Raw genomic sequence first — 22,177 nt, forward strand, 5'->3', positions numbered from 1 at the left:
GTATGTGAAATTATCATTTTACAAAAAATAAAAATACCCTTTCAGGCATCCTTATTTTTGTAAGTACTCTTTCATAACGTAGTACAATACAGTTATTAAGACAATCGCTACAAAAAACGCGAATACGGCCACAACATACCCATCTTTATTTAATAAAAAACATATGGAAATAGATATTATAAAAATCGGAAACACGAGACGTACCTTATCTTTCACTTCTTCTGTCGTATCTGTATGATGAAAATACTGTGTAATTCCTACCATAAGAGATGACAAAATAATTACCGACAATAGTAAAGGTCCTGGCATTCCGATCTCTCCTTTCTCTATTTCTAATTATATACAAACCCCTCGCTCTTTAAAAGTTAGATAATTCAGCCTTTTGATCTTTTCTACATCCACTCTTTAATGCATTGTTACGCCACGTATACTAACTCAATTTAAGTTATACATATAATAGCGCCTTCAACACTATGATTTCAAATAATTGCGCTTACAGTAATGTTGTAATATTCCTCTTCATTCTCTGAAATCCTGCAAATATAACTCGTCAAAATATGCGATAAATACTAACATTAAGCACCTAATTTAGACAAAAATTATAGAGGACATTTCAGCATGTATCAAGAAATAAGAATAGAAAGATAAGTAAGGGAGGATTTATAATGACTGAACACGTTTTATTTTCTGTTAGCGAAAACGGCGTTGCATCTATTACTTTAAACCGTCCAAAAGCACTTAATTCTTTATCCTATGACATGTTACAACCAATTGGGCAAAAACTTAAAGAATGGGAGCAAGATGAGTCTATTGAACTCATCGTTTTAAAAGGAGCTGGTACGAAAGGTTTTTGTGCAGGTGGTGATATTAAAACGCTATACGAAGCACGTTCTAACGAAGTTGCATTACAACATGCAGAGCAGTTTTTTGAAGAAGAATATGAAATTGATACATTTATTTATCAATACAAAAAACCAATTATCGCTTGTTTAGATGGAATTGTAATGGGCGGTGGTGTCGGTCTGACAAATGGAGCAACGTATCGAATTGTAACAGAGCGTACGAAGTGGGCAATGCCTGAAATGAACATCGGTTTCTTCCCTGATGTCGGTGCTGCTTATTTCTTAAATAAAGCGCCTGGATATACTGGTCGATATGTTGCTTTAACGGCATCTATTTTAAAAGCTCCTGATGTATTATATATTAACGCTGCTGATTACTTTATGACATCAGATTCATTACCAAATTTCCTTACCGCACTTGAAAATGTAAATTGGAAAAAAGAAGATGTACATACTCATTTAAAAGAAGTTATTCGTACATTTGCAACTGCTCCAAACTTAGATGGCAATCTTTCTTCTTCAGTAGAAGAAATTAATTCGCATTTTGCATTCGATACAATTGAGGGAATCATTCAATCGTTAGAGAAAGATCAAAGTCCATTTGCCCAAACAACGAAAGAAAAGCTATTATCCAAATCGCCTGTTTCATTAAAGGTAACATTAAAACAGTTTATTGATGGCCAAGAAAAGTCAGTTGAAGAATGTTTCGCGACAGATCTTATACTCGCTAAAAACTTCATGCGACATGAAGATTTCTTTGAAGGAGTACGCTCCGTTGTAGTTGATAAAGACCAAAATCCAAATTATAAATATAAACAATTAAGTGATGTTTCAGAAGAAGATGTAAATCGATTCTTTAACTTACTTAACGCTTAAACAAAGAGGCCATATATTGTAGCACACTCTCAGCTACTCTATATGGCCTCTTCTTTTTAGTTAAATAATTTTAAATATAATTTAATTTTATTTAACTAAAATGTATGTTAAACTAACGTTAATCGAATTTTCTAAAAACAACAAAGGAAGGCGGATAACATTATGGAAAATTTTTTTCTGTTTATTATTATGTCTATATGTCTTATTATTCTACCCGGTCCTGATACAGCAATGGCTACGAAAAACACATTGATTGCCGGCAAAATCGGCGGCGTAAGAACTGTTTTTGGTACTTGTGTTGCGCTTTTAATTCACACTTTAGCTGCTGTAATTGGTCTTTCAGCACTTATTGTAAAGTCTGCTCTTTTATTTTCTATTTTTAAATATGTTGGTGCTGTATATTTAGTCTATATTGGTATCAAAGCCCTTTTAGCAGTAAGAAACACAGAAGACTTAAATACAGATGACATTCCAATAAATAATGATAAACATACTTCTTGCTTTCGCCAAGGGTTTCTTACAAATTTACTAAACCCTAAGGTTGCAGTCTTCTTTTTAACTTTTTTACCACAGTTTTTAAATCCAAATCATAATACATTTATACAACTTCTCGTTATGGGACTTACTTATCTCATTTTAACAGTCATTTGGTTTGCTTTTTATATATTTTTAATTGATAAAATTAGTGCTTTTATGAAAAAACCGAAGACACAGCGTTATATTCAAGGGATTACAGGAATCGTCTTAATTGGGTTTGGTATTAAATTAGCCTTTGAAAGAAATAGTTAACACAATACAAACGAAAATACACTACTCATAATGAAGTAGTGTATTTTCGTTTGTATTATTTTGATAATGAGTGGGAATGCACCCCACTCATTATCATTTCACTTTATTAAAACCAGCGCTCAGTTACAACTTTTTTACGTGTATAAAATTGAACGCCATCCGTACCATTTGTACCAAGATCTCCAAAGAATGAAGCTTTGTTTCCTGCAAATGCGAAGAATGCCATTGGTGCTGGAACATTAACGTTTACACCAATCATACCAGCATCAATATTGTCTCGGAATGTTTGTGCATGTTTTCCATTTGATGTATAAATAACAGCACCATTCGCAAATTTCGATTGATTTGTCAGCTTAATACCTTCTTCTAAATCTTTTACTCTTACAATACTTAATACCGGAGCGAAAATTTCATCTTGCCAAATTTTCATTTCTTGATTTACACCATCAAAGATTGTTGCACCAACAAAGTAACCTTCTCCAACTTCTTCATTGATTTTACGGCCATCTACTAGTAAAGTTGCTCCATCTGCTACACCACTATTAATATAGCCTAAAACACGTTCTTTATGAGATTCACGGATTAATGGTCCAACATAATTATCTTCGTTGAAACCGTCACCTACTTTTAACTTCTTCGTTTCCGCTACTAATACATCAATGAATTCATCAGCAATTTCATCAACTACTGCTACTACTGAACATGCCATGCAGCGCTCTCCACTACTTGCAAACGCAGACCCAATTACACCTTGTACTGTTTTCTCAAGGTTGCAATCTGGCATTACAATCGCATGGTTTTTCGCACCTGCTAACGCTTGTACACGTTTACCATTTTTTGTACCAGTTTCATATACGTAGCGTGCCACTGGCTCAGAGCCAACAAACGAAACTGCTTGAATATCTTTATTTTCTAAAATACTATTTACAACATCTTTTCCGCCTTGTACTAAATTTAATACCCCTTTTGGAAAACCAGCTTCATAGAATAACTCTACAAGTCGCTCAGCTAAAAGTGGCGTTCTTTCAGATGTTTTTAATACGAATGTATTACCGCAAGCAATTGCAAGTGGAAACATCCATAATGGAATCATCATCGGGAAGTTAAACGGTGTAATACCAGCAACAACTCCGATTGGGTAGCGCCAAATCGATCCATCAATTCCACTAGCAATATTCGGAAGAGCTTGTCCCATCATTAAATTTGGTGCTGATGTTGCAAGTTCTACCGCTTCAATACCACGCTGTACTTCACCAGTTGCATCCGTTAGCGTTTTACCGTTTTCTAGCGTAATGATTTTTGCAAGCTCTTCTTTATTTTCTTGTAACAGTTGTAGATATTTGTATAGTTGTCTTGAACGATTTGGAACTGGCACTTTAGACCATGTTTTGTATGCCGCTTTTGCCGCTTCAACAGCTTTTTCAACATCTTCTTTTGGAGAAAGTGGAACGTAAGCGATGATTTTTCCAGTTGCCGGATTCGGAACCGCTTCTACTTCCGTACCAGTAGATTCTACCCATTCGCCATTAATATGATTTTTCACTCGTTTAATTTCAGTTGTAATCATTATATTCTCTCCTTTTTTATCATGGTTTTTATAAGTGCACTATTTTTGATTAGAAATTAATTGTTCGCTAACTTTCTTATATAAAGCAGCCATATCGTTTTCACCATATCCTGCCTCACTCGCTTCTTCATATACGTTTAATAGCATCTCACTTACTGGTAAGTGAAGTTCACTTTCTTTAGCTAAATCTACTGCAAATCCTAAATCTTTCTTCAATAAATTTACAGTAAAGCCTGGCTCATAATTTTCTGATGCAATGAAACTTTTATAATTACGCTCATAAATTCTACTTTGACCGTAACTTACATTTAAAATATCAAACATTTTATCTAAATCCATATTGTTCTTTTTCGCTAATGTTAAAGCTTCACTCACACCAGCTGTATAAAAACCAATTAATAGATTGTTAATTAATTTAACAGTTGTACCACTATCAATCTGCTCACTAACATGGAAAACATTCGCTCCAAGCACTTCCATGACAGATTCAGTTTTCTCATATACTTCTTTCGATCCACCAACCATAAACGTTAATGTACGGTTTTCTGCACCAATTACCCCACCACTAACAGGTGCTGCTAAAAAGTCTACTTTCTTTTCCTTCGCCGATTCCTCTAATTGTTTGTTTAATTGTGGAGATACTGTACTTGTATCAATTAAAACTACATTCGAGTGGCTATTTTCAAATAATCCTTCTTCCCCAAAATATACCGCTTCCACAGCACGAGGTGAAGGCAAACTTGTAAAAATCACATCGCATGTCTCTGCTAGTTTTGAGATCGATAGGCCGATAATTCCTCCTTCTTTTTCAAAGGAAGCTTCCGCCTCTTTATTCAAGTCCACTCCATATACTGTGTAGCTAGATTTAACTAAATTTTTAGACATTGGAAGACCCATGTTACCTAAACCGATAAAACCAATCTTTTTCATATCGCTTTCCTCCTATTTACACAATATATTTCCCGCGATTTATAATAACTTTCGCAATATCTCTCTTTTTCGTAAATAAGTTTGAGTATAAAGGCACTAATAATTGACGGATTTCAGCTAATATTTCTTGTCTATTTTGTTCTTCTGTGACAGCTGCTGAAAGAATGGAAATCGCGGATTCTTCTACTTTACGATATCCTTCTTCACAAATAACATCTGTTATCATTTGCTTCGTACGCTCTTTTTCCTCACCATTTTTACTAACTGCTTTCCTCGTACGTAAAAATGCTGATTCCATGACGTACACGTCCGTCAACATATTTGATAATACGCGTGAATATTCTTGCTCTTGCTCAATTTTTATTCCTGGAGTTTTAGAGAGCGTTTTCAAAGATTGTTTCAACAATTTTTTCGCTAATAAAATGTAACGATGGTTTCTTTCTACATTTGCTACATCAATTTCTACTTCAGCATCTTCTATTTTCTCGATTTGCTTCATTAACATTTTTGCAACTGTTAATCTATTAATTTCATTCGTTCCTTCAAAAATACGACTAATTCTAGCATCACGATATAATCGTTCTACTTCGTATTCTTGCATATAACCGTAACCACCATGAATTTGTACAGCTTCATCTACGATATAAGCAAGTGTTTCAGAAGCGTTTACTTTATTCAGTGCACATTCAATTGCAAATTGGGACATTTTTTTCATAAGATCTTCATCACTCTCATGAATTGCTTCATCAATTACACCCGCTGTACGGTAAGCTGCACTTTCTGCTCCATATGTAGAAATAATCATATTGGCAATTTTCTCTTGAATCATCGTAAAATCTACTAATTCCGTTTGGAACTGTTTTCGCTCTTTTCCATATTGAACTGACAAACCGATTGCTTGTTTTGCTGTTCCAATATTTCCAAAAGCAAGTTTTAGTCTAGCGAAGTTAAGAATATTAAGAGCTACGTGATGCCCTTTCCCAACTTCCCCTAAAATATTTTCAGCGGGGATGACAACATCTTCTAAAATAAGCGTCGCTGTTGAAGAACCTTTAATCCCCATCTTCTTTTCTTCTAATCCTATTGATACACCTTCACATGTTCTTTCGACAATAAACGCTGTCATTCCTTTATTTGTCTTCGCAAAAACAACGTATACATCTGCCATATGAGCATTTGTAATCCACTGCTTCTCACCATTCAACTTCCAAGCAGTACCCTCTTCATTCAATACTGCACTCGTTTTTGCACTTAATGCATCAGAACCAGCATTTGGCTCAGTTAAAGCATAAGCCCCAATCCATTCTCCCGATGCGATTTTCGGTAAATATTTTTCTTTCTGTTCTTTCGTTCCATAATATATGTAAGGCAATGTACCTACACCGGCATGTATATTAAAAGAAACGCTAAATGCACCAGCGTAACCCATTTTCTCTGCTACAAGACCTGAGACAGCCTTTCCTAACTCGAATCCGCCATAATCTTCTGGTACCTCAATGCCTAATAATCCAAGTTCCCCAGCTTTCTCAAATAATTGACGAGAAACTTTATAGTTATGTTGTTCAATATTCTCAATTTGCGGGACAATTTCTTGTTTAACGAATTGTTCTGTCGTTTTTGCAATTAAATCTTCATCCCCTGAAAAATCTTCTGGTGTAAAGAAAGTATTATTCACATCTTTATTGAGTGAAAAAAATTCATCCCATGGTAACTTTGTTTTCTCCATCTGAATCCCCCTATCATTTCGGCCTTCGTTGCTCTTTGCATATGCTCGTCTACGATGAGTGGAATATCTTATTATTGAAAACAGAAGGCGATGATTTTTCACATCAAGCAGTTCGTTTTGCCAAAGATGTATTTTCATCGCCTAAATCCTTCTACCTATTGATCTTCAGATAATACTGTTTTTGCAATTCCAGTATCTAACTCTTCAAAGTCATGATATGAAATTGTTTCATATAATTCACTTCTCGTTTGCATATTAGAAAGTGCATCTTTTTGAGAACCCGTTTCCTTAATTAGCGTAAACACATTCTCATATGCTTTTGCGGCAACACGAAGTGAAGTTACAGGATAAATTACCATTTGGAAGCCCATATTCGCAAATTCCTCTGCACTATAATATGGTGTTTTTCCGAACTCAGTCATATTTGCTAGTAAAGGTGCATTCACTTTGCTAGTAAATAAACGGAATTCTTCTTCCGATTGAAGCGCTTCTGGGAATATTGCATCTGCCCCTGCTTTTACATATGCATTCGCTCTTTCAATCGCTGCATCTAATCCTTCCACGCCGCGAGCATCTGTGCGTGCTACAATATATAAACTTGGCGCAACTTCTTTAATCGCTTTAATTTTTTGAACTAATTCTTCTGTAGTAACAAGTTTCTTACCGTTTAAATGGCCACATTTTTTTGGTAATTGTTGATCTTCAATTTGAACAGCCGCTACTTTCGCTTCTACCATTTCTACAGCTGTTCTCGCTACGTTTAGTACTCCACCAAATCCTGTATCAATATCAACAAGAACTGGTAAATCTGTAGCTCTAATTAGATCTCTTGCTCTTTCAGCTACTTCAGTAGATGTCACGATACCTAAATCTGGTAGACCTTTACTTGCAGTGTAAGCAGCTCCCGATAAATATAGAGCTGAAAAACCTGTATTTTTCGCAACAAGAGCCGCCATTGCATCATGAGCACCTGGAATTTGCAAAATTTCATTTGCTTCTACTAAAGCTCGGAAGCGATTCGCAAGCTCCTCTTGTGTTGACTGTTTATTCACAACCCAAGCCATTATAAATTCCTCCTATTATTAAATTAAGAATAGATCTACAAATTCGTTTACATTCATATTTTCTAGTTTTTCTTCATTTAGACAAGCTTCATGGATTTTTTCTTGTTGCTTACTAGAATAATGACCTGCCATATTTGCAGTGAATTTCCCAACAACTTTTGGAATTGCTTCGTCTCTACGGAAACGGTGGCCAAGTGGGTATTCACATTCCACATTTTCTGTTACAGTACCATCTTTAAAATGAACTTGAACAGCGTTGGCGATTGAGCGCTTGTTCGGGTCAAGGTAATCTAAACTGTACTGTTTGTTTTCAACAACAACCATCTTATTACGTAATTCATCTACACGTGGATCATTCGCTACTACATCCTCATAATCATCCGCAACAATATCTCCTTTTAATAAACCTATTGCAGTAATGTATTGTAAGCAATGATCGCGATCAGCTGGGTTATTTAATGGACCTTCTTTATCGATAATACGAATTGCTGACTCATGAGTTGTAATTGTAATACGATCAATTTCATCTAATCTTTCTTTAAGTTCCGGATGTAATTTCACAGCACATTCTGCAGCTGTTTGTGCATGGAATTCTGCTGGGAATGACACTTTGAATAATACATTTTCCATTACATAAGATTCTAGCGGTCTTGCTAATTTTAATTCCTGTTTATTAAATAATACATCTTGGAATCCCCATCCTGGCGCAGATAATGCTGTTGGGTAACCCATTTCACCTTTTAGAGCAGTCATTGCAAGATGAACACCGCGGCTCGTCGCATCTCCTGCTGCCCATGATTTACGTGAACCAGTATTTGGAGCATGACGATATGTACGAAGACTAGAATTATCAATCCACGCATGTGATAATGCATTAAAGATTTCTTCACGCGTTCCGCCAAGCATTTTCGCAACTACTGCAGTTGTTGCTACTTTTACGTATAATACATGGTCAAGACCAACACGGTTTAAGCTGTTTTCTAAAGCAAGTACACCTTGAATTTCATGTGCTTTAATCATCATTTCTAGTACTTCACGTACTTTTAATGGTTCTTTTCCTTCTGAAATACGAACACGGCTAATATAATCTGCTACTGCTAAAATTCCGCCTAAGTTATCAGATGGATGTCCCCATTCTGCTGCAAGCCAAGTATCGTTATAGTCTAACCAACGGATCATACATCCGATATTAAATGCGCCTTTTACTGGATCTAGCACATAAGATGTTCCTGGTACACGTGTACCATTTGGCACGATTGTTCCTGGTACAACTGGTCCTAATAATTTCGTACACTCTGGGTATTGTAGTGCTAAAATTCCACATCCAAGTGTATCAAGTAATACGTAGCGAGCCGTACTGAATGCCTCTGCACTTGTAACCTCTTTATTTAATACATAGTCCGTAATTTCTTCTAATAATGCATCTTTTTGTTTAATTTCATTTGTTTTAATCATGCTATTCTTCCCTTTCTGTCGAAAATTCGTTATTATTAATGATGGGTGTCGGTCAAACACCCATCAGGCGGGCGGCGCTAACAACTCCCCAGTTGTTTTTATTTACTAAATGCATGTCGCTCGCCAATATAATTTACACGTGGACGGAACAAACGATTGTTCGCATGTTGCTCAATTACGTGTGCACATAGCCCTACTGTTCTAGAACTAAAGAAGATTGGTGTGTAAAGTTGAATTGGAATACCAAGCATCCAATATACTGGAGCAGCATAATAATCAAGATTCGGATAAATTCCTTTTTCCTTCTCCATAATTTTTTCTCCAGCTTCACACATTTCATATAGTGTATAATCGCCTTTCACATCACATAACTGCTTTAATGCTTCCTTCATCATAAGTGCTCTTGGATCCATCTTTTTCATATAAACACGGTGTCCAAAGCCCATAATTTTTTCTTTGTTATATAGTTTCTTCTGTAATAACTCTTCAAATTTCTCAACATTACCAGCTTCTAAAAGCATGTACATAACCGCTTCATTCGCACCGCCATGAAGACTTCCTTTTAAGGATGCAACTGCTCCTGTTAAAGCACCGTATAAGTCGGATTGCGTTGATGCAATAACGCGTGCTGTAAATGTAGAGTTTGGCATTTCATGTTCACTATATAAAACAAGGGAACGATCAAAGATTTTCTCTTCAAGTTCAGTTGGTTTCTTTCCAGTTAACATATAGAAGAAATTCGCACTATATGACAATTCTTGAAGAGGCTCAATTGGTTCCTCATTATTTAAAATATGGTAGCTATTCGCTACAATATTTGGCACTTTACTTAAAAGCTTGTATCCTCGACTTTTATTCACTTCTAACGAGCGGTTTTCGATATCACTATCGTAACCAGCTAATGCGGACACACCTGTACGTAGCCCATCCATAGGATGCGTTTCCTTAGGCAATGCCTTTAGAACATTGAATACACCTTCTGGCACTGCATATTCTTCTTTTAATTTCTTTTCAATTGTTGCTTTCTCATCCTCATTCGGTAAACGTTCTTCTAATAAAAGGTGCACAATGTCTAAATACTCTTTTGTTTTTGAGAGTTCGATTAAATCATACCCTTGAATTACAATTTCACCTTTTACTGTGTCAAGAAACGAAATTTTCGTTTCCGCTGCTACTACACCATCTAATCCCGGGGAAAATTTTTCTTCAGCTTTCATCATTATTTCCTCCAATCCTAATAGATCTTCGTGCACATAACTGTAAGCCTTTACAATAATATGAAACTACATTTCTATTTCAATGTATCAGAGTTTTTAGAAGATTTCAATTTATTTTATAATAATAAGTATCCTATACTTTTACCGATGTAATAATACTATTTTTCAAAAATAACTTTCATCTTTTATAAAGAAAGGACAGACATCCTTTTACAATTTTTTAAAACGAAATATAACAATTATCCATATAATCCCACTAAATATACCTTTAATCCCTTTTTCTTCAACAAACATAAAAAACCGAGCTGCACTCATGCACAGCTCGGTTTTTTATAATATTTATTTCATATTCCCATAAATATAATTCTTATATAAAATTTATTTATTTTTAATAAAATTATTATTTTACATAATTAAATTAAATTTCTTCCGTTTCTTTACGATAGCTTACAACTAATTCATAGTTTTGAAAGTACGAAAGATCATCAAAATCTATAAAAATAAACTACCGTCTTTCTCAACTGGCACTATTTCCCGAACTGGTTTCTCAGAAACAATCCCTAAAGAATATCCGGGCTGAATTGAGCTATTTCCTCCGTACCTTACAATACATCAAATAGATTCATCATGCTTTATACGCAAAATCTTTTTTGCCTAATCGTTGTTTTACAAAAATGACAAATATAATTAAAGCTATTAATCCTGAAATTGCACTACCTGCGAATAAAATACGGTAACCAAACATTTGTGAAACAACTCCAAGTAAAATCGCACCTAATCCAATCCCTAAATCAAAAGCGGTAAAGAATGAAGCGTTAGCAACTCCTCTTTTACTAGGATCAACAATTGTCAGCATCGCTGCTTGTAAAGCGGGCTGTGCTGAACCGAATCCAACACCATATAATGCCGCTGCAATCATTACACCTATCAAACCATTTGAAATCGTTAGTACAACTATCGCTAAAATAGTAATACATAGTGCCGGAAGTATGATAAAAACTTCTCCATACTTATCTAATAGTTTTCCTGAAATAGGTCGTACAATTGTTAAAGCAATTGCATATACAAGAAAGAATGTCCCAGGATTCACATCAATTGATGACGCGAATAACGGTAAAAATGTTGTTATTCCTCCATATGCAAATGATAAAAAGAAAACAACAACCGTTATTGATAAAACGGATTTTTCAAACAGCTGAATTTTCCCTTTTTCTTTTTGTGGCGTGAATGGCATTTTCGTTATTAACGATAATACGACTGCCATAAAGGATAAAAGAGTTGCTAACAAGAATAGACCATGAAATGAATAATTTTGTACAACCCATAATCCAATCATCGGGCCAATTGCCATCGCGATTGTCATCGCCATGCCATACCAGCCCATCCCTTCACCACGACGTGAATCTGGAATAATATCAGTTATCGCTGTTCCAACTGCTGTTGTAGAAACAGCCCACGTCACTCCGTGAATAACGCGTAAAACAGCTAAAAGGACAATAGTTGATGCTAAATTATACGAATACATCGTTATTCCAAAAAAGATGAGTCCGAAAATAATAAAAGATCTTCTACCATATTGATCTAACATACCTCCAATAATCGGTCGTATTACAACTGCGGCTATCGTAAACATTCCCATCATCAGCCCAACTTGTGATTCATTTCCACCAATCTCTTTAATAAAGAGCGGGAGCGTTGGAACAAGTAAATAAAACCCTGTAAATAAAAATAACATCGCGATAGTCATTTGTATAAATGATTTCGTCCATAATCGTTCCATTAAAATCCCTCCATAAACACGTAAAATATTACGATTAACACATCCATTGTATATGTTTCATATTCCTTTTCCCTCCGCTAATAGGCGTATCTTTTCGTAATAAATGGTCCACCATCAATTCACATTGGTCTTACGACTTTGTACGTATGTTTTAACCGAAAATCCTATCTATATGTACCTTTATAAGCATTAAAAGAATATACTACTTTATCATTGAAACTTAGGAGTGATCGTTTTCATGTGGGTATCACCAAGAATAACCGCCGTTGTCCCAGCAGCTCCCTCAATACATGTTCCTGCCGTTCATACAGCAAGTTCTGATGTTGGTATCGAACTTCCTGCCGCTTGGCAACAATATCAATCGACTGACCAAGTCACCCCTTCATTTTGGCATCATGGTACACACCCTAGTAGTACTACTTTTTATAGCCCTAGTTATCCAATACCACCAACTCAAATTTTTTATCATTTCCCATCAATTTACTTTCAAAATTTTTATGGTACTTTTAACATTTAAAAATAATATTCTTTATAATACAAAAAGCACCAAAGAAACCGTTTTCCCGGTACCTTTGGTGCTTTTAAAATGCATTATTTATTGTCCATTATTGGAAGGAGCCTCTCCTGTGTTCCCGCCAGTAGTTGGTGGGGTTGGAGTTTCCTGGCCACCTCCAGTGGTTGGTGGATTTGGAGTTCCTTGGCCATTTCCATTAGTTGGCGGATTTGGAGTTCCTTGACCATTTCCATTAGTTGGCGGATTTGGAGTTCCTTGACCATTTCCATTAGTTGGTGGATTTGGAGTTCCTTGGCCATTTCCATTAGTTGGAGGATTTGGAGTTCCTTGGCCATTTCCATTAGTTGGTGGATTTGGAGTTCCTTGACCATTTCCATTATTTTGTTCATTTTGCTTATTCTGTTCATCTTGTTTCTTTTGCTCTTCTTGCTTCTTAAGTTCATCTTGTTTCTTTTGCTCTTCTTGTTTCTTAAGTTCTTCCTGTTTCTTTAATTCCTCTTGATTTTTCTCTTCTTCAGTTTTTTGCTGTTGATCTTGTTTTGGTTGTTCCGTTGTATCCGGTACGCTAGTATTTGGAGATGAATCACGTTTTTCACCTTTTATACGCAATTCACTACCTTCTTGAATAACACTACTTGGCATTTTAAAGCGTGATTTATCTGTAGCCATCTCGCTCATCATTTCTTTAAAGATCAACTGTGCAATTTTCGTATTTTTACTACTAATATACTCGTCTTTACCATCTTTCGTATATCCAGTCCATACTGCCATCGTATATTGCGGTGTATATCCTGCAAACCAACTATCACGAGTTGCACTTTCTGGAATTCCATATTGTGCTAGTTGTTTTGAAGAATAGTTAGTTGTACCTGTTTTACCAGCTACATCTAAAGAGGCCACATTTGCCGATGTACCAGTACCTGATGTAACTACAGAACGAAGCATATCAGTAATCATATATGCTGTAGAATCCGCCATAACTGATTTTGGTTTTTGTCCAAAACTTTGTGACTTGCCGTCTGGATAAACTACTTTCTTAACAAAATGCGGCTTCGTATACTTACCGTCATTCCCAAATGCCGCATAAGCACCTGCAATTTCAGTTGGTGACGCTTCATTTGTACCGATCGCTGTTGATTCTGTCGGTGCTACATTAAATGTAATACCTAATTTCTCAGAGAACTCTTTCGATTTACTAATACCTACCTCTTTAGCTGTTTTAATAGCTGGGATATTACGTGACTTTGTTAGTGCTTCACGCATTGAGATTGGCCCTAAATGACTTCTATCTGCATTTCTAACTTCTTGGCCAGTTGAATACTTAAATGGAGAGTCATCAATTTGATGATAAGTAGCCCATTTTAAATATTCAATTGCAGGAGCGTAATCAAAAATTGGTTTCATCGTTGAACCAGCTGCACGATCTAATTCAATCGCCATATTATGCCCTTTAAATACTGCTTTATTTTCACCGCGCCCACTACCTATAGCGCGAACTTCTCCAGTTTTCGTATCCATAAATGTGAAAGCACCTTGGAATTTATCATTTGGATAATTAATAATATTTGTATTCAAAATATTATCAGCTAATTTCTGTGCTTTTGGATCCAATGTTGTATAAATTTCTAAACCATCAGATCCAATATTAACATCTGGTATTTCCTTTTCTACTTCTTTCACTACTGCATCCATAAATGCAGTATATGGCATCGCTTGTAGTTCAGCTGCACTCTTAATATTTTTATCCACTGGTACTTTCGATGCTTCTTCCATTTCTGCCTTTGTAATATAACCATGTCTATTCATTAAGTTTAGTACAGTATTTCTTCTTTCTGTTGCCCTTTGAACATTTTCTTTTTTCGTTGGGTCATAGTTATTCGGTGCTTTTGGTAAGCCAGCTAGCATCGCAACTTCTGGTAATGTCAAATCTTTCAATTCTTTACCATAGTAGTTTTGTGCTGCTGTTGCGATTCCATATGAACGATTACCTAAATTAATTTTATTTAAATACATCTCTAAAATTTCATGTTTTGAATACTGTTGTTCTAACTTATACGCTAAATATATTTCCTGAACTTTACGTTTTGATGTTTTTTCCATCGATAAGAAGTAGTTTTTAATAACTTGCTGCGTTATCGTACTACCACCTTGAGAGCCATAATCCCCCTTAAGACTAACTAAAACTGCACGAGCAGTACCTTTAAAATCTACTCCGCTATGCTCATAAAAACGCGAATCTTCTGTTGCTAAAAATGCATTTTCTACTAATTTTGGGATTTGATCATACGTAACATTCGTCCGCTTTTCTTTCCCATATTCATATACCAAATTCCCGTCTTTATCATAAATTTTTGAGGATAACGGATTAACAAGTTTTGCTTTCTCAAGTTTTGGTGCATCCTTAATCATTACGAAAAAGGTAGCAACCCCTGCCACTAAACCTACAATACCAAGTAGTAAACAACTGATTAAAAATTTACGAAAAAACGATGTTTTACCTTTTGGTTTTGTTTTTTTAGAAGCTGGCTGTTTTTTCTTTTGAACTTGTCGTCGCTCCTCTCGAGAACGATAATTTTCTGACATGTTACTTTCTCCTGCCTTTCAATTCTCCCGTTGATTTACTTGAAAATATTGAGGTCACTTTCCCAAATACATTTAATCAAGAAAGTATATTGACCTGGAGCATTCAATATTTTCCCAATTCACAGATTATACATTTTAGAATACTTCTTATACAAACTATTTTCACTTCTATTTTTTCTAATAATACTGCCCCTTAAAGCATAGAATGTAAGAAGTGGATTTTTAATACCTCGTATAAATAATATACCTTTTTTTCAAATGGTCAATATTTTCTTATTTATAAATCAAAGGTGAAATAAAAATAGCACAACGATATGTACTTCGTGTGAACTTCCTTATAATTACGTATAACAAACATTTGATATATTGCATATAAGTATAATACTCCTTTAATTATTAGGATTTCAACACGACAATCCCCTTCTCTACAAGAAACCATCTAAAATGAAAAATAAGGAGTTGCGTAATGATGAAGCTATCTCCCGTTATTTCAAAAAAATTAGTTGCTGTTGGCTATAATCCTTTTTCTATGATTTTACGTATTCAACTAAAGAATGGTATGTATGATTTCTTCAATGTGCCAGAAAGCATTTACACCGGTTTATTAAACGCACACTCTAAAAGTTATTATCATAATACTTATATTAAAAATTCTTACCGCTATACTAAAATTTAAACTTGATTGGCATACAAAAAAGAAAGGCGAATCAAATCCCCTTTCTTTTTTGTATGCCAATCGCAATTTATCTTCTATTTCTTTTATTAATTTCATCATACGCCTGAACTTGTTTTTTAAGTCGCCTGTCGGCTTTTTTATCATGTACGACAAGAACTGCGTGTATCGCTCCTGGAACCCAAAAAATTAAGGTTAAAATGAAATTAATAATCGCTTGAAACGGCTTTCCGCAAAATAAAACAGCTACCGGCGGAAGTAGAATTGCTAATAAGTACATCATGTCTGAAAAACTCCTTAATGTTTATTTTTCGCTTCTTCCCCATCCATCTCCTACACTATCAAACCTATGAAATCATGTTATTTCTAAAAGCGTATATAAGAACTCATCATTACAAAAATCACATATAATAGTATAACTAAATAAGAAGCCTCTCACTAACGTTAACAAGTTATTTTCACCTGTTCGTTTATATGTATATTCTACGCCTATATGAAAAAGCCTACAAAAACAATTAACACATCCATCTTGTCCTACTTCTAAAATTGAAATACTCCAAACTTCATTGAAATGAGTATTTCATCACCTTTTCTTAGATTCCAATCGTTGTTCCTCTACTATTTCGGTTAATCCAATTGCTGAAATTACAGTACCTATTGCCTGTATCCAAATACCTATTAGCCCTAGTATACGTTGATCTTCTTTATCTATATTACTGTCTTCTTTTCCCTTTTCTTCTTTTGATATATTTTTAATACCTTCATATGCTTGTAATCCCGCACCTAAACTTTGCATTGAATTCCCTAATACGATAATCCACTGTATTCCATTTATCTCATTCAATGCTACTTCTACTCCTAAAAAAGCGCCAATTGATTGCAAACTATTTCCAGTAATTATAAGGAAATCATTTTCTTTCATTTGTTCATTGAGATTAAAATACGTTCCTATTACATTTGAAATATTACCTAAAGCTAATAACTCAATCCCCGTTTTCGCTAGCGCTTTATTTTTATTATCTATAGTTACCTCTTGCTTCTCACATTTATCTTCATCCTTCGCATCATTAGTTGCTATAATTTGTAATATATATCCGAGAGCTTGTAATGAACTCCCTACAATAACGAGATCCGACTCAATCTTTTCTTCCCCTGCAAACCCTCTAGTTGTTCCAATTGCTGCTATAAGATTTCCTCCTACTTGAAACCAGGCACCTGTCAATTCTAAATCGCGTAGGTTCATTTCCCATCACCTATATTTAAATTTTCTAGTACATTCAAAACAAACAAATATCACCTTTAATTCATTATTCTATTTTTCATATGTAATTTTGTGCATCACATAATGTACTAATATACAAAAGAGCACCTTTCAGGCGCTCTTTTTGACAAGGAGTTTCTCAATGAATGTATGCCGGACATGTCAATGACTCACCGTTTTTATCTATTGATATATTTAATATATAATGAATTGCTTTATGTGACCACATTTCAGGTGTAGGAGATACTTTTACATATTGAGGTGCACATAAGTCAAGCATTGGAGTGCTAATACTGCCACCTGGATCTAAAGCAACTACTGCCATACCATTTGGTAGTTCCATTGCCATTGACTGCGTGATACCTTCAACAGCAAACTTCGAGGCACAATATGGCGCAAGTTCAGCCTCGCCTTCTCTTCCCCAACTAGAGCTCATGTTAATAATAATTCCTTCTTTCCTAGCTATCATCGCCGGGACGAACGCCCTAATGACATTTACTACCCCGTTCACATTTACACTCATTACACTTTCAAATTCTTGTGCAGTAACTTTCCATAGAGGTGCATTTTTATTAACAATCGATGCATTATTTATTAACATATCGGGAGCCCTATACTTATTAAGAATACGACTTGCCCATTTACTAACTTGGTGATGATTTGAAACATCAATTATTTGAAAATCATGTGAAGCACCGTAATATTTATTAAGCTCTTCAATTTTATTTTTTGAGCGTCCACACCCTACTATGTTCCACCCCAATTCATGAAACCTATCAACCATTGCACGTCCTAACCCTTGCGTTACTCCAGTAATAATTACAAGTTTCCCAATGTCGTTTCGCTCCAACTTCATCTCCTCCTTTCCATTAATATTACTCTTTTTATTCTTATTCAACTTCTCACTTAAGTATCAATTCATTTCATACTTTAGAAGTATTTTTAATATTACATATTACAAACAAAAAGAGTAACCATCATAGTTACTCTTTTTGTTTGTATCGCTATTATTTTTAAATTGTATCTTCTATTCCCTACATTTCTCACATCGATAAATATAGGTTACACCTTAATGAAAGTATATTTATGTTTACGGTTCGATTTATCCAAATACTTTTCAATCCACTTTTTCAACTTAACAGATCCCACCTCTATCAAAGAATTTCCACCTAGTCTTATAACATACTTTTATTTAAATTCTCAATCTCATTTTGCAACTTTTTAAATTGCTCAAAATGCATTGTTATAGATTGAATACTATTCCTTTCAACATTTTGCTTTACTAATAAAACGCCTGTATCGTGAAAAATCGCTTCAAGTTCTTTCCTTATAGATACTTTCGTAATATATGCGGTTTTAATTGCCGATAAAATTGCTATTTCATTAAAATTTAATTTTATTTCATTAGGACAAAATGCTTTTTCGATCAATGTGACATCATTACTATAAATAAAAGCAACAAGTTTACTTGATTCTGCATCTGTTAAATCCACTGTTTTTATAACATTATCCATTACATTTTGCCACCTTTAATTCCATATATATTAATTATTCAAATTTATTCTTTTTAAAATTCAGCTCTTCATTAATTTTAACATACTTTTTGCTCGATTGATTAAACAAAGCTTCAAACATTTTTCTATTCCGGAATATTTGTCAAATGAACCAATTAGACTGTACCTTCATATAGTAATGCAAACAATTACTTATAAAGTAGGTGAAAATTATGCCCTCAGTTGTTGGGAATTTAGTTGTACAAAATAGTAACGGATCTTTCAACTTAGGTGATTTCTACAATGTTTCCCCAAAAGAGAATACGAAAGCTTATAACGGCTCTGGCGCATCTAACGTTGGTTTCGTAGTGAACACTTTTAGTGGGGTTAGCGCGACTAATACATTTGATTCTGATCTAGCAGATCAAAACCAAGTTGGTACGGCCTAAACAACTCTGTAATCATTTTTGTATAACATTTTAAAATTTGTCTATACTATACTCAGGCTGATACACAGCTATCGTCGATTTTTTGAGTGCCAATCTTTTTCTCCCTTTCCCTGGGACTAAGCAGCTAGCTTGCATCTAGCTGCTTTTTCATTTAGTTCTTCACCTCTTCAAAAAATTAGGTTTTTACAGATAGCCTGACTCACAGCCGAATTTTGAGGTGTAAATCTAATTGTCCGCAAATAGCTGGCTAAATTAAAGAAGCTAAACTTCAAAATTCAGCTTCTTTTAGGTTACATCAATTATGTCCATTGCAGAAAATATATATGTTTTATAAAATGCATCTGTACATTTTACAATTTGTTGAATCGGATTTATATGAACCACTGTCATATAACTCGTAAGTATGTATCCTTCTTCAAAATATGTCACTAACATCTCTTCTTCAGACAATAATGAAGTTAATAATTTGTCTGAAATGCTGTCTTTCGCTTCATTTGTTATTAGCGGTCTTTGGACTTTTAATTTCTCTCCAATAATTTTTTTCATACTTAATAATTGCTCCGACATTACTGTAAACGGAACCCACTCTCTTCCTTTTTCCTGTACCTTTACATAATTCATTTTCTTTACTCCTCAATTTTCTACATCTATCCATTCATAAGAATAGAAATTCCACTTCTAGATACACTTTATCCATCTCTTATTTATATGTAGCGTAGCTTTCCAATTCAAAACTATTTATGAATTTGTAGAAATCTCCACTCCGAAAGAACATTCGTTCTAATTATACACGAACGAACGTTCTTTCGGAAGTGCAACATGTAAATTTTTCAAACAAAATGCAACTTTAATATATGAAGTTTATTCATACTCATTTATTACTCCCTTTTATTAATCAAATTTCTTTGCACTTCCTATCGCATCATAGAATACGTGTAGCAACAATAAAAGCGACTCCACCTAATGTGAAGTCGCTTTTATTGAACTAATTATATTTCTAATTTTACTTTTCTATCCTAACTAACGTTCTTTCTGGAATACAAATTTCAGCTATATCTCATTAACCATCCTTCAACAAAAGCATACACTTTTATTATGAACGAACTCACAAAGCTTTAGAAACTTATGATGTAAAACAATTCATCCCTCATAAGTTTCATACATATCGACAATTACTACCATTTATCCTGCTATTTGCAGGCAGTAAGATTCACACTCATTAATTTTTCACTTTCTTTATTGAATATGCTTGGGTTGCATTATAATATGTAATTCTCTCTCTGTTTCTGTTTTTTTCGGATTCCGATAATATTCCAGTTTATATTCTAATACTTCATACTCAACCATCCCAATCTTTATCCCTTTTGTTTCTTTTAATACAGCTAATAGAACGCTTACATTTTCATTAGATGATTCAAAAATTTTCCCCCCGCCTTCTCTCTTAAAAATAACTTTCATATATTCTCCCCCAAATTAATTTAATAATCTAGTAAATATAAAAATATTCATCCTATTTTAATAAAGTGAAACTTTAATCAGTGGGGGTTTTGTCCATCGCCCACTGATTATTAGCCTTCACCAATCGGGCTTTTACGAGCAGTTGATGTCCCACCTAATTCCCTCGCATTCGCCGAATTTTGAGGTGGGAGTCTTACTGCCCACAAATAGCGGGATAAATAATTCTTATCATCATTAAGAACATCCTTTTGTACTAAATGTTCAACATGTCACTTCCTATAAAGTTAATTTATACTCCAATAAATATGATATGTACCATTCTTTAAATTATGTCCTCAATTCACTCTCCAAGAAAATATATTTAGTTTATATTTAACAAAATTAATTAACTAAAACATTATCATTTCAGCATTTTGCGAATTTAATTGCTTATTCCTTTTATCTACATCCAAATTTTCCTATTGTAATTCTTAATATTTAAATGTAATATTGTATTGTCTTACTATCTATTTATAACTCACACACTAATGCGAAAAGGGAACTCTATATGAGTTCCCTTTTCTATTGAAAATAAAAAAACAGAAATATAGCATTATGCTAAATCTCTGTTTTTCTTCTAAACCTTATTTCTCATCTAAGAATTTAAATGTATCTTTAAACTCTTTATCTGTTACTTTAATATCTGCTTCTTTCAATAGATCATTGATTACTTGTTGTTTCCATTTACCTGTCGCATCTTGCAGTCTTTGTTGTTCTAAATCTTTTCGAATCGTATCTTTTACTTCATCAAATGGTTTCAATTCTTTTTTATCCGTCACTTTTATTATATGATAACCATAAGATGTTTTTATTGGCTCACTTACTTGTCCTGCATCTAATTTATACGCAGCTTCCTCAAACTCTTTCACAGTTTGACCAGGAGCAAAACCAGCTATTTCTCCGCCCTGTTCCTTTGAACCAGTATCTTCCGAATACTGTTTCGCTAAAGCAGTAAAATCTTCACCATTATTTATTTTCTCTTTTACTTCTTTCGCAGTTTTTTCATCTTTCACTAAAATGTGACTTACCTTCATTTCAGGTTTATGGTTATCTTTCACATCTTTATCTGTGACAGTCGCTCTAATCGCTTTCTCAAGTGCAATTTCTGGCTTCATTCTCTCTTTTAATTCATCTTCATTCTTTAATCCTACTTGCTCTAAAGCCACTTTAAACTTGTCACCCATTTGTTCCTTCGCTGCTTCTACTTGTTTTTTAGCTTCTTCATCTGAAACTTTATATTTATCTAGCAATGCCTTATTTAACATCATTTGAGATAAAGTACTTTTTCCATATGTTTGCCTTAATTCTTTACTTAACTCTTTCTCTGTCACGTTTCCTACTTTTGATGTTGCAACATTTTCTGAGGAACCACACGCAGACAATGTTAGCGCCACACATGCAATAATAGTTCCCATAAATAGCTTTTTCTTTTTCAATTCAAATACCTCACTTTGATAAATG

21 protein-coding genes and 1 pseudogene are annotated in these 22,177 nt (G+C 34.4%); 5 read left to right on the top strand and 17 right to left on the bottom strand.

Features of this window, described 5'->3' with window-relative positions:
* Positions 1-51 precede the first annotated feature (51 nt).
* Positions 52-309, bottom strand: coding sequence for a hypothetical protein (locus MR155_RS04410; RefSeq protein WP_001119412.1), 258 nt, complete (start codon positions 307-309; stop codon positions 52-54).
* 356 nt (positions 310-665) lie between these two features.
* On the opposite strand from MR155_RS04410, the gene MR155_RS04415 reads away from it, so the two are divergent.
* Together MR155_RS04415 and MR155_RS04420 are read left to right on the top strand one after the other, a co-directional pair.
* On the top strand, positions 666-1,718 hold the full coding sequence (locus MR155_RS04415) for an enoyl-CoA hydratase/isomerase family protein (RefSeq protein ID WP_242308358.1): 1,053 nt from the start codon (positions 666-668) through the stop codon (positions 1,716-1,718).
* Positions 1,719-1,877: 159 nt separating this feature from the next.
* Positions 1,878-2,507 carry a LysE family translocator gene (locus MR155_RS04420; protein ID WP_242308913.1) on the top strand — a complete coding sequence of 210 codons (630 nt, stop codon included), beginning with the start codon at positions 1,878-1,880 and terminating at the stop codon, positions 2,505-2,507.
* A 106-nt stretch (positions 2,508-2,613) separates the two neighbouring features.
* Here the strand turns inward: MR155_RS04420 and MR155_RS04425 are convergent, their stop codons facing one another.
* The 8 genes and pseudogenes from MR155_RS04425 to MR155_RS04460 all read right to left on the bottom strand — a co-directional run bounded on the left by MR155_RS04425 (position 2,614) and on the right by MR155_RS04460 (position 12,246).
* Entirely contained in the window at positions 2,614-4,074 is a 1,461-nt protein-coding gene (locus MR155_RS04425; protein ID WP_113937822.1) for a CoA-acylating methylmalonate-semialdehyde dehydrogenase, read from the bottom strand.
* A 39-nt stretch (positions 4,075-4,113) separates the two neighbouring features.
* A complete protein-coding gene (locus MR155_RS04430; RefSeq protein WP_242308361.1) occupies positions 4,114-5,004 on the bottom strand; it encodes an NAD(P)-dependent oxidoreductase in 891 nt (296 codons plus the stop codon).
* Positions 5,005-5,020: 16 nt separating this feature from the next.
* Positions 5,021-6,730 carry an acyl-CoA dehydrogenase family protein gene (locus MR155_RS04435; protein ID WP_043313537.1) on the bottom strand — a complete coding sequence of 570 codons (1,710 nt, stop codon included), beginning with the start codon at positions 6,728-6,730 and terminating at the stop codon, positions 5,021-5,023.
* Positions 6,731-6,885: 155 nt separating this feature from the next.
* Positions 6,886-7,794, bottom strand: coding sequence for a methylisocitrate lyase (gene prpB, locus MR155_RS04440; protein ID WP_002136186.1), 909 nt, complete (start codon positions 7,792-7,794; stop codon positions 6,886-6,888).
* Between the two features lie 18 nt (positions 7,795-7,812).
* Complete coding sequence (gene prpD, locus MR155_RS04445) at positions 7,813-9,249, bottom strand: 2-methylcitrate dehydratase (protein ID WP_242308381.1); 1,437 nt, start codon at positions 9,247-9,249, stop codon at positions 7,813-7,815.
* 98 nt (positions 9,250-9,347) lie between these two features.
* On the bottom strand, positions 9,348-10,469 hold the full coding sequence (gene mmgD / locus MR155_RS04450; protein WP_002127276.1) for a citrate synthase: 1,122 nt from the start codon (positions 10,467-10,469) through the stop codon (positions 9,348-9,350).
* Between the two features lie 415 nt (positions 10,470-10,884).
* A pseudogene (locus MR155_RS04455) lies at positions 10,885-11,111 on the bottom strand (HesB/YadR/YfhF family protein).
* On the bottom strand, positions 11,092-12,246 hold the full coding sequence (locus tag MR155_RS04460; protein ID WP_002031843.1) for an MFS transporter: 1,155 nt from the start codon (positions 12,244-12,246) through the stop codon (positions 11,092-11,094). Before MR155_RS04460 ends, MR155_RS04455 begins: the two are co-directional and overlap by 20 nt.
* A 238-nt stretch (positions 12,247-12,484) precedes the next feature.
* Here MR155_RS04460 and MR155_RS04465 point away from each other — a divergent pair, with 238 nt between their 5' ends.
* Positions 12,485-12,763, top strand: a complete 279-nt coding sequence (locus MR155_RS04465) for a hypothetical protein (protein WP_219302204.1) — start codon at positions 12,485-12,487, stop codon at positions 12,761-12,763.
* Between the two features lie 78 nt (positions 12,764-12,841).
* On the opposite strand, the gene MR155_RS04470 is transcribed toward MR155_RS04465, so the two are convergent.
* Entirely contained in the window at positions 12,842-15,343 is a 2,502-nt protein-coding gene (locus MR155_RS04470) for a PBP1A family penicillin-binding protein (protein WP_242308389.1), read from the bottom strand.
* 466 nt (positions 15,344-15,809) lie between these two features.
* On the opposite strand from MR155_RS04470, the gene MR155_RS04475 reads away from it, so the two are divergent.
* On the top strand, positions 15,810-16,019 hold the full coding sequence (locus MR155_RS04475) for a KTSC domain-containing protein (RefSeq protein ID WP_002085762.1): 210 nt from the start codon (positions 15,810-15,812) through the stop codon (positions 16,017-16,019).
* 67 nt (positions 16,020-16,086) lie between these two features.
* Here MR155_RS04475 and MR155_RS04480 read toward each other — a convergent pair whose 3' ends face one another.
* From MR155_RS04480 to MR155_RS04495, 4 genes are all read right to left on the bottom strand, one after another.
* Entirely contained in the window at positions 16,087-16,299 is a 213-nt protein-coding gene (locus MR155_RS04480; protein WP_002085763.1) for a YqaE/Pmp3 family membrane protein, read from the bottom strand.
* 300 nt (positions 16,300-16,599) lie between these two features.
* Entirely contained in the window at positions 16,600-17,259 is a 660-nt protein-coding gene (locus MR155_RS04485; protein ID WP_219302202.1) for a DUF6944 family repetitive protein, read from the bottom strand.
* Positions 17,260-17,416: 157 nt separating this feature from the next.
* Entirely contained in the window at positions 17,417-18,127 is a 711-nt protein-coding gene (locus MR155_RS04490; protein ID WP_242308391.1) for an SDR family oxidoreductase, read from the bottom strand.
* A 325-nt stretch (positions 18,128-18,452) separates the two neighbouring features.
* Positions 18,453-18,791 (bottom strand): hypothetical protein, encoded by a 339-nt coding sequence (locus tag MR155_RS04495; RefSeq protein ID WP_219302200.1) that lies wholly within the window; start codon positions 18,789-18,791, stop codon positions 18,453-18,455.
* Between the two features lie 212 nt (positions 18,792-19,003).
* Between MR155_RS04495 and gerPF the strand changes: the two genes are divergently transcribed.
* A complete protein-coding gene (gene gerPF, locus MR155_RS04500; RefSeq protein ID WP_001141569.1) occupies positions 19,004-19,219 on the top strand; it encodes a spore germination protein GerPF in 216 nt (71 codons plus the stop codon).
* A 285-nt stretch (positions 19,220-19,504) separates the two neighbouring features.
* On the opposite strand, the gene MR155_RS04505 is transcribed toward gerPF, so the two are convergent.
* The 3 genes from MR155_RS04505 to MR155_RS04515 form a co-directional block, all read right to left on the bottom strand.
* Entirely contained in the window at positions 19,505-19,840 is a 336-nt protein-coding gene (locus MR155_RS04505; protein WP_113937814.1) for a YolD-like family protein, read from the bottom strand.
* 615 nt (positions 19,841-20,455) lie between these two features.
* Positions 20,456-20,677, bottom strand: coding sequence for a hypothetical protein (locus tag MR155_RS04510; RefSeq protein WP_219302199.1), 222 nt, complete (start codon positions 20,675-20,677; stop codon positions 20,456-20,458).
* A 623-nt stretch (positions 20,678-21,300) separates the two neighbouring features.
* The gene (locus MR155_RS04515; RefSeq protein ID WP_002031835.1) at positions 21,301-22,152 is read right to left on the bottom strand and encodes a peptidylprolyl isomerase PrsA; all 852 of its coding nucleotides are present in this window, start codon (positions 22,150-22,152) and stop codon (positions 21,301-21,303) included.
* Positions 22,153-22,177: the final 25 nt, after the last annotated feature.

The sequence above is a fragment of the Bacillus cereus group sp. BfR-BA-01331 genome (assembly GCF_022663915.1).
Taxonomy (GTDB): Bacteria; Bacillota; Bacilli; order Bacillales; family Bacillaceae_G; genus Bacillus_A; species Bacillus_A mycoides.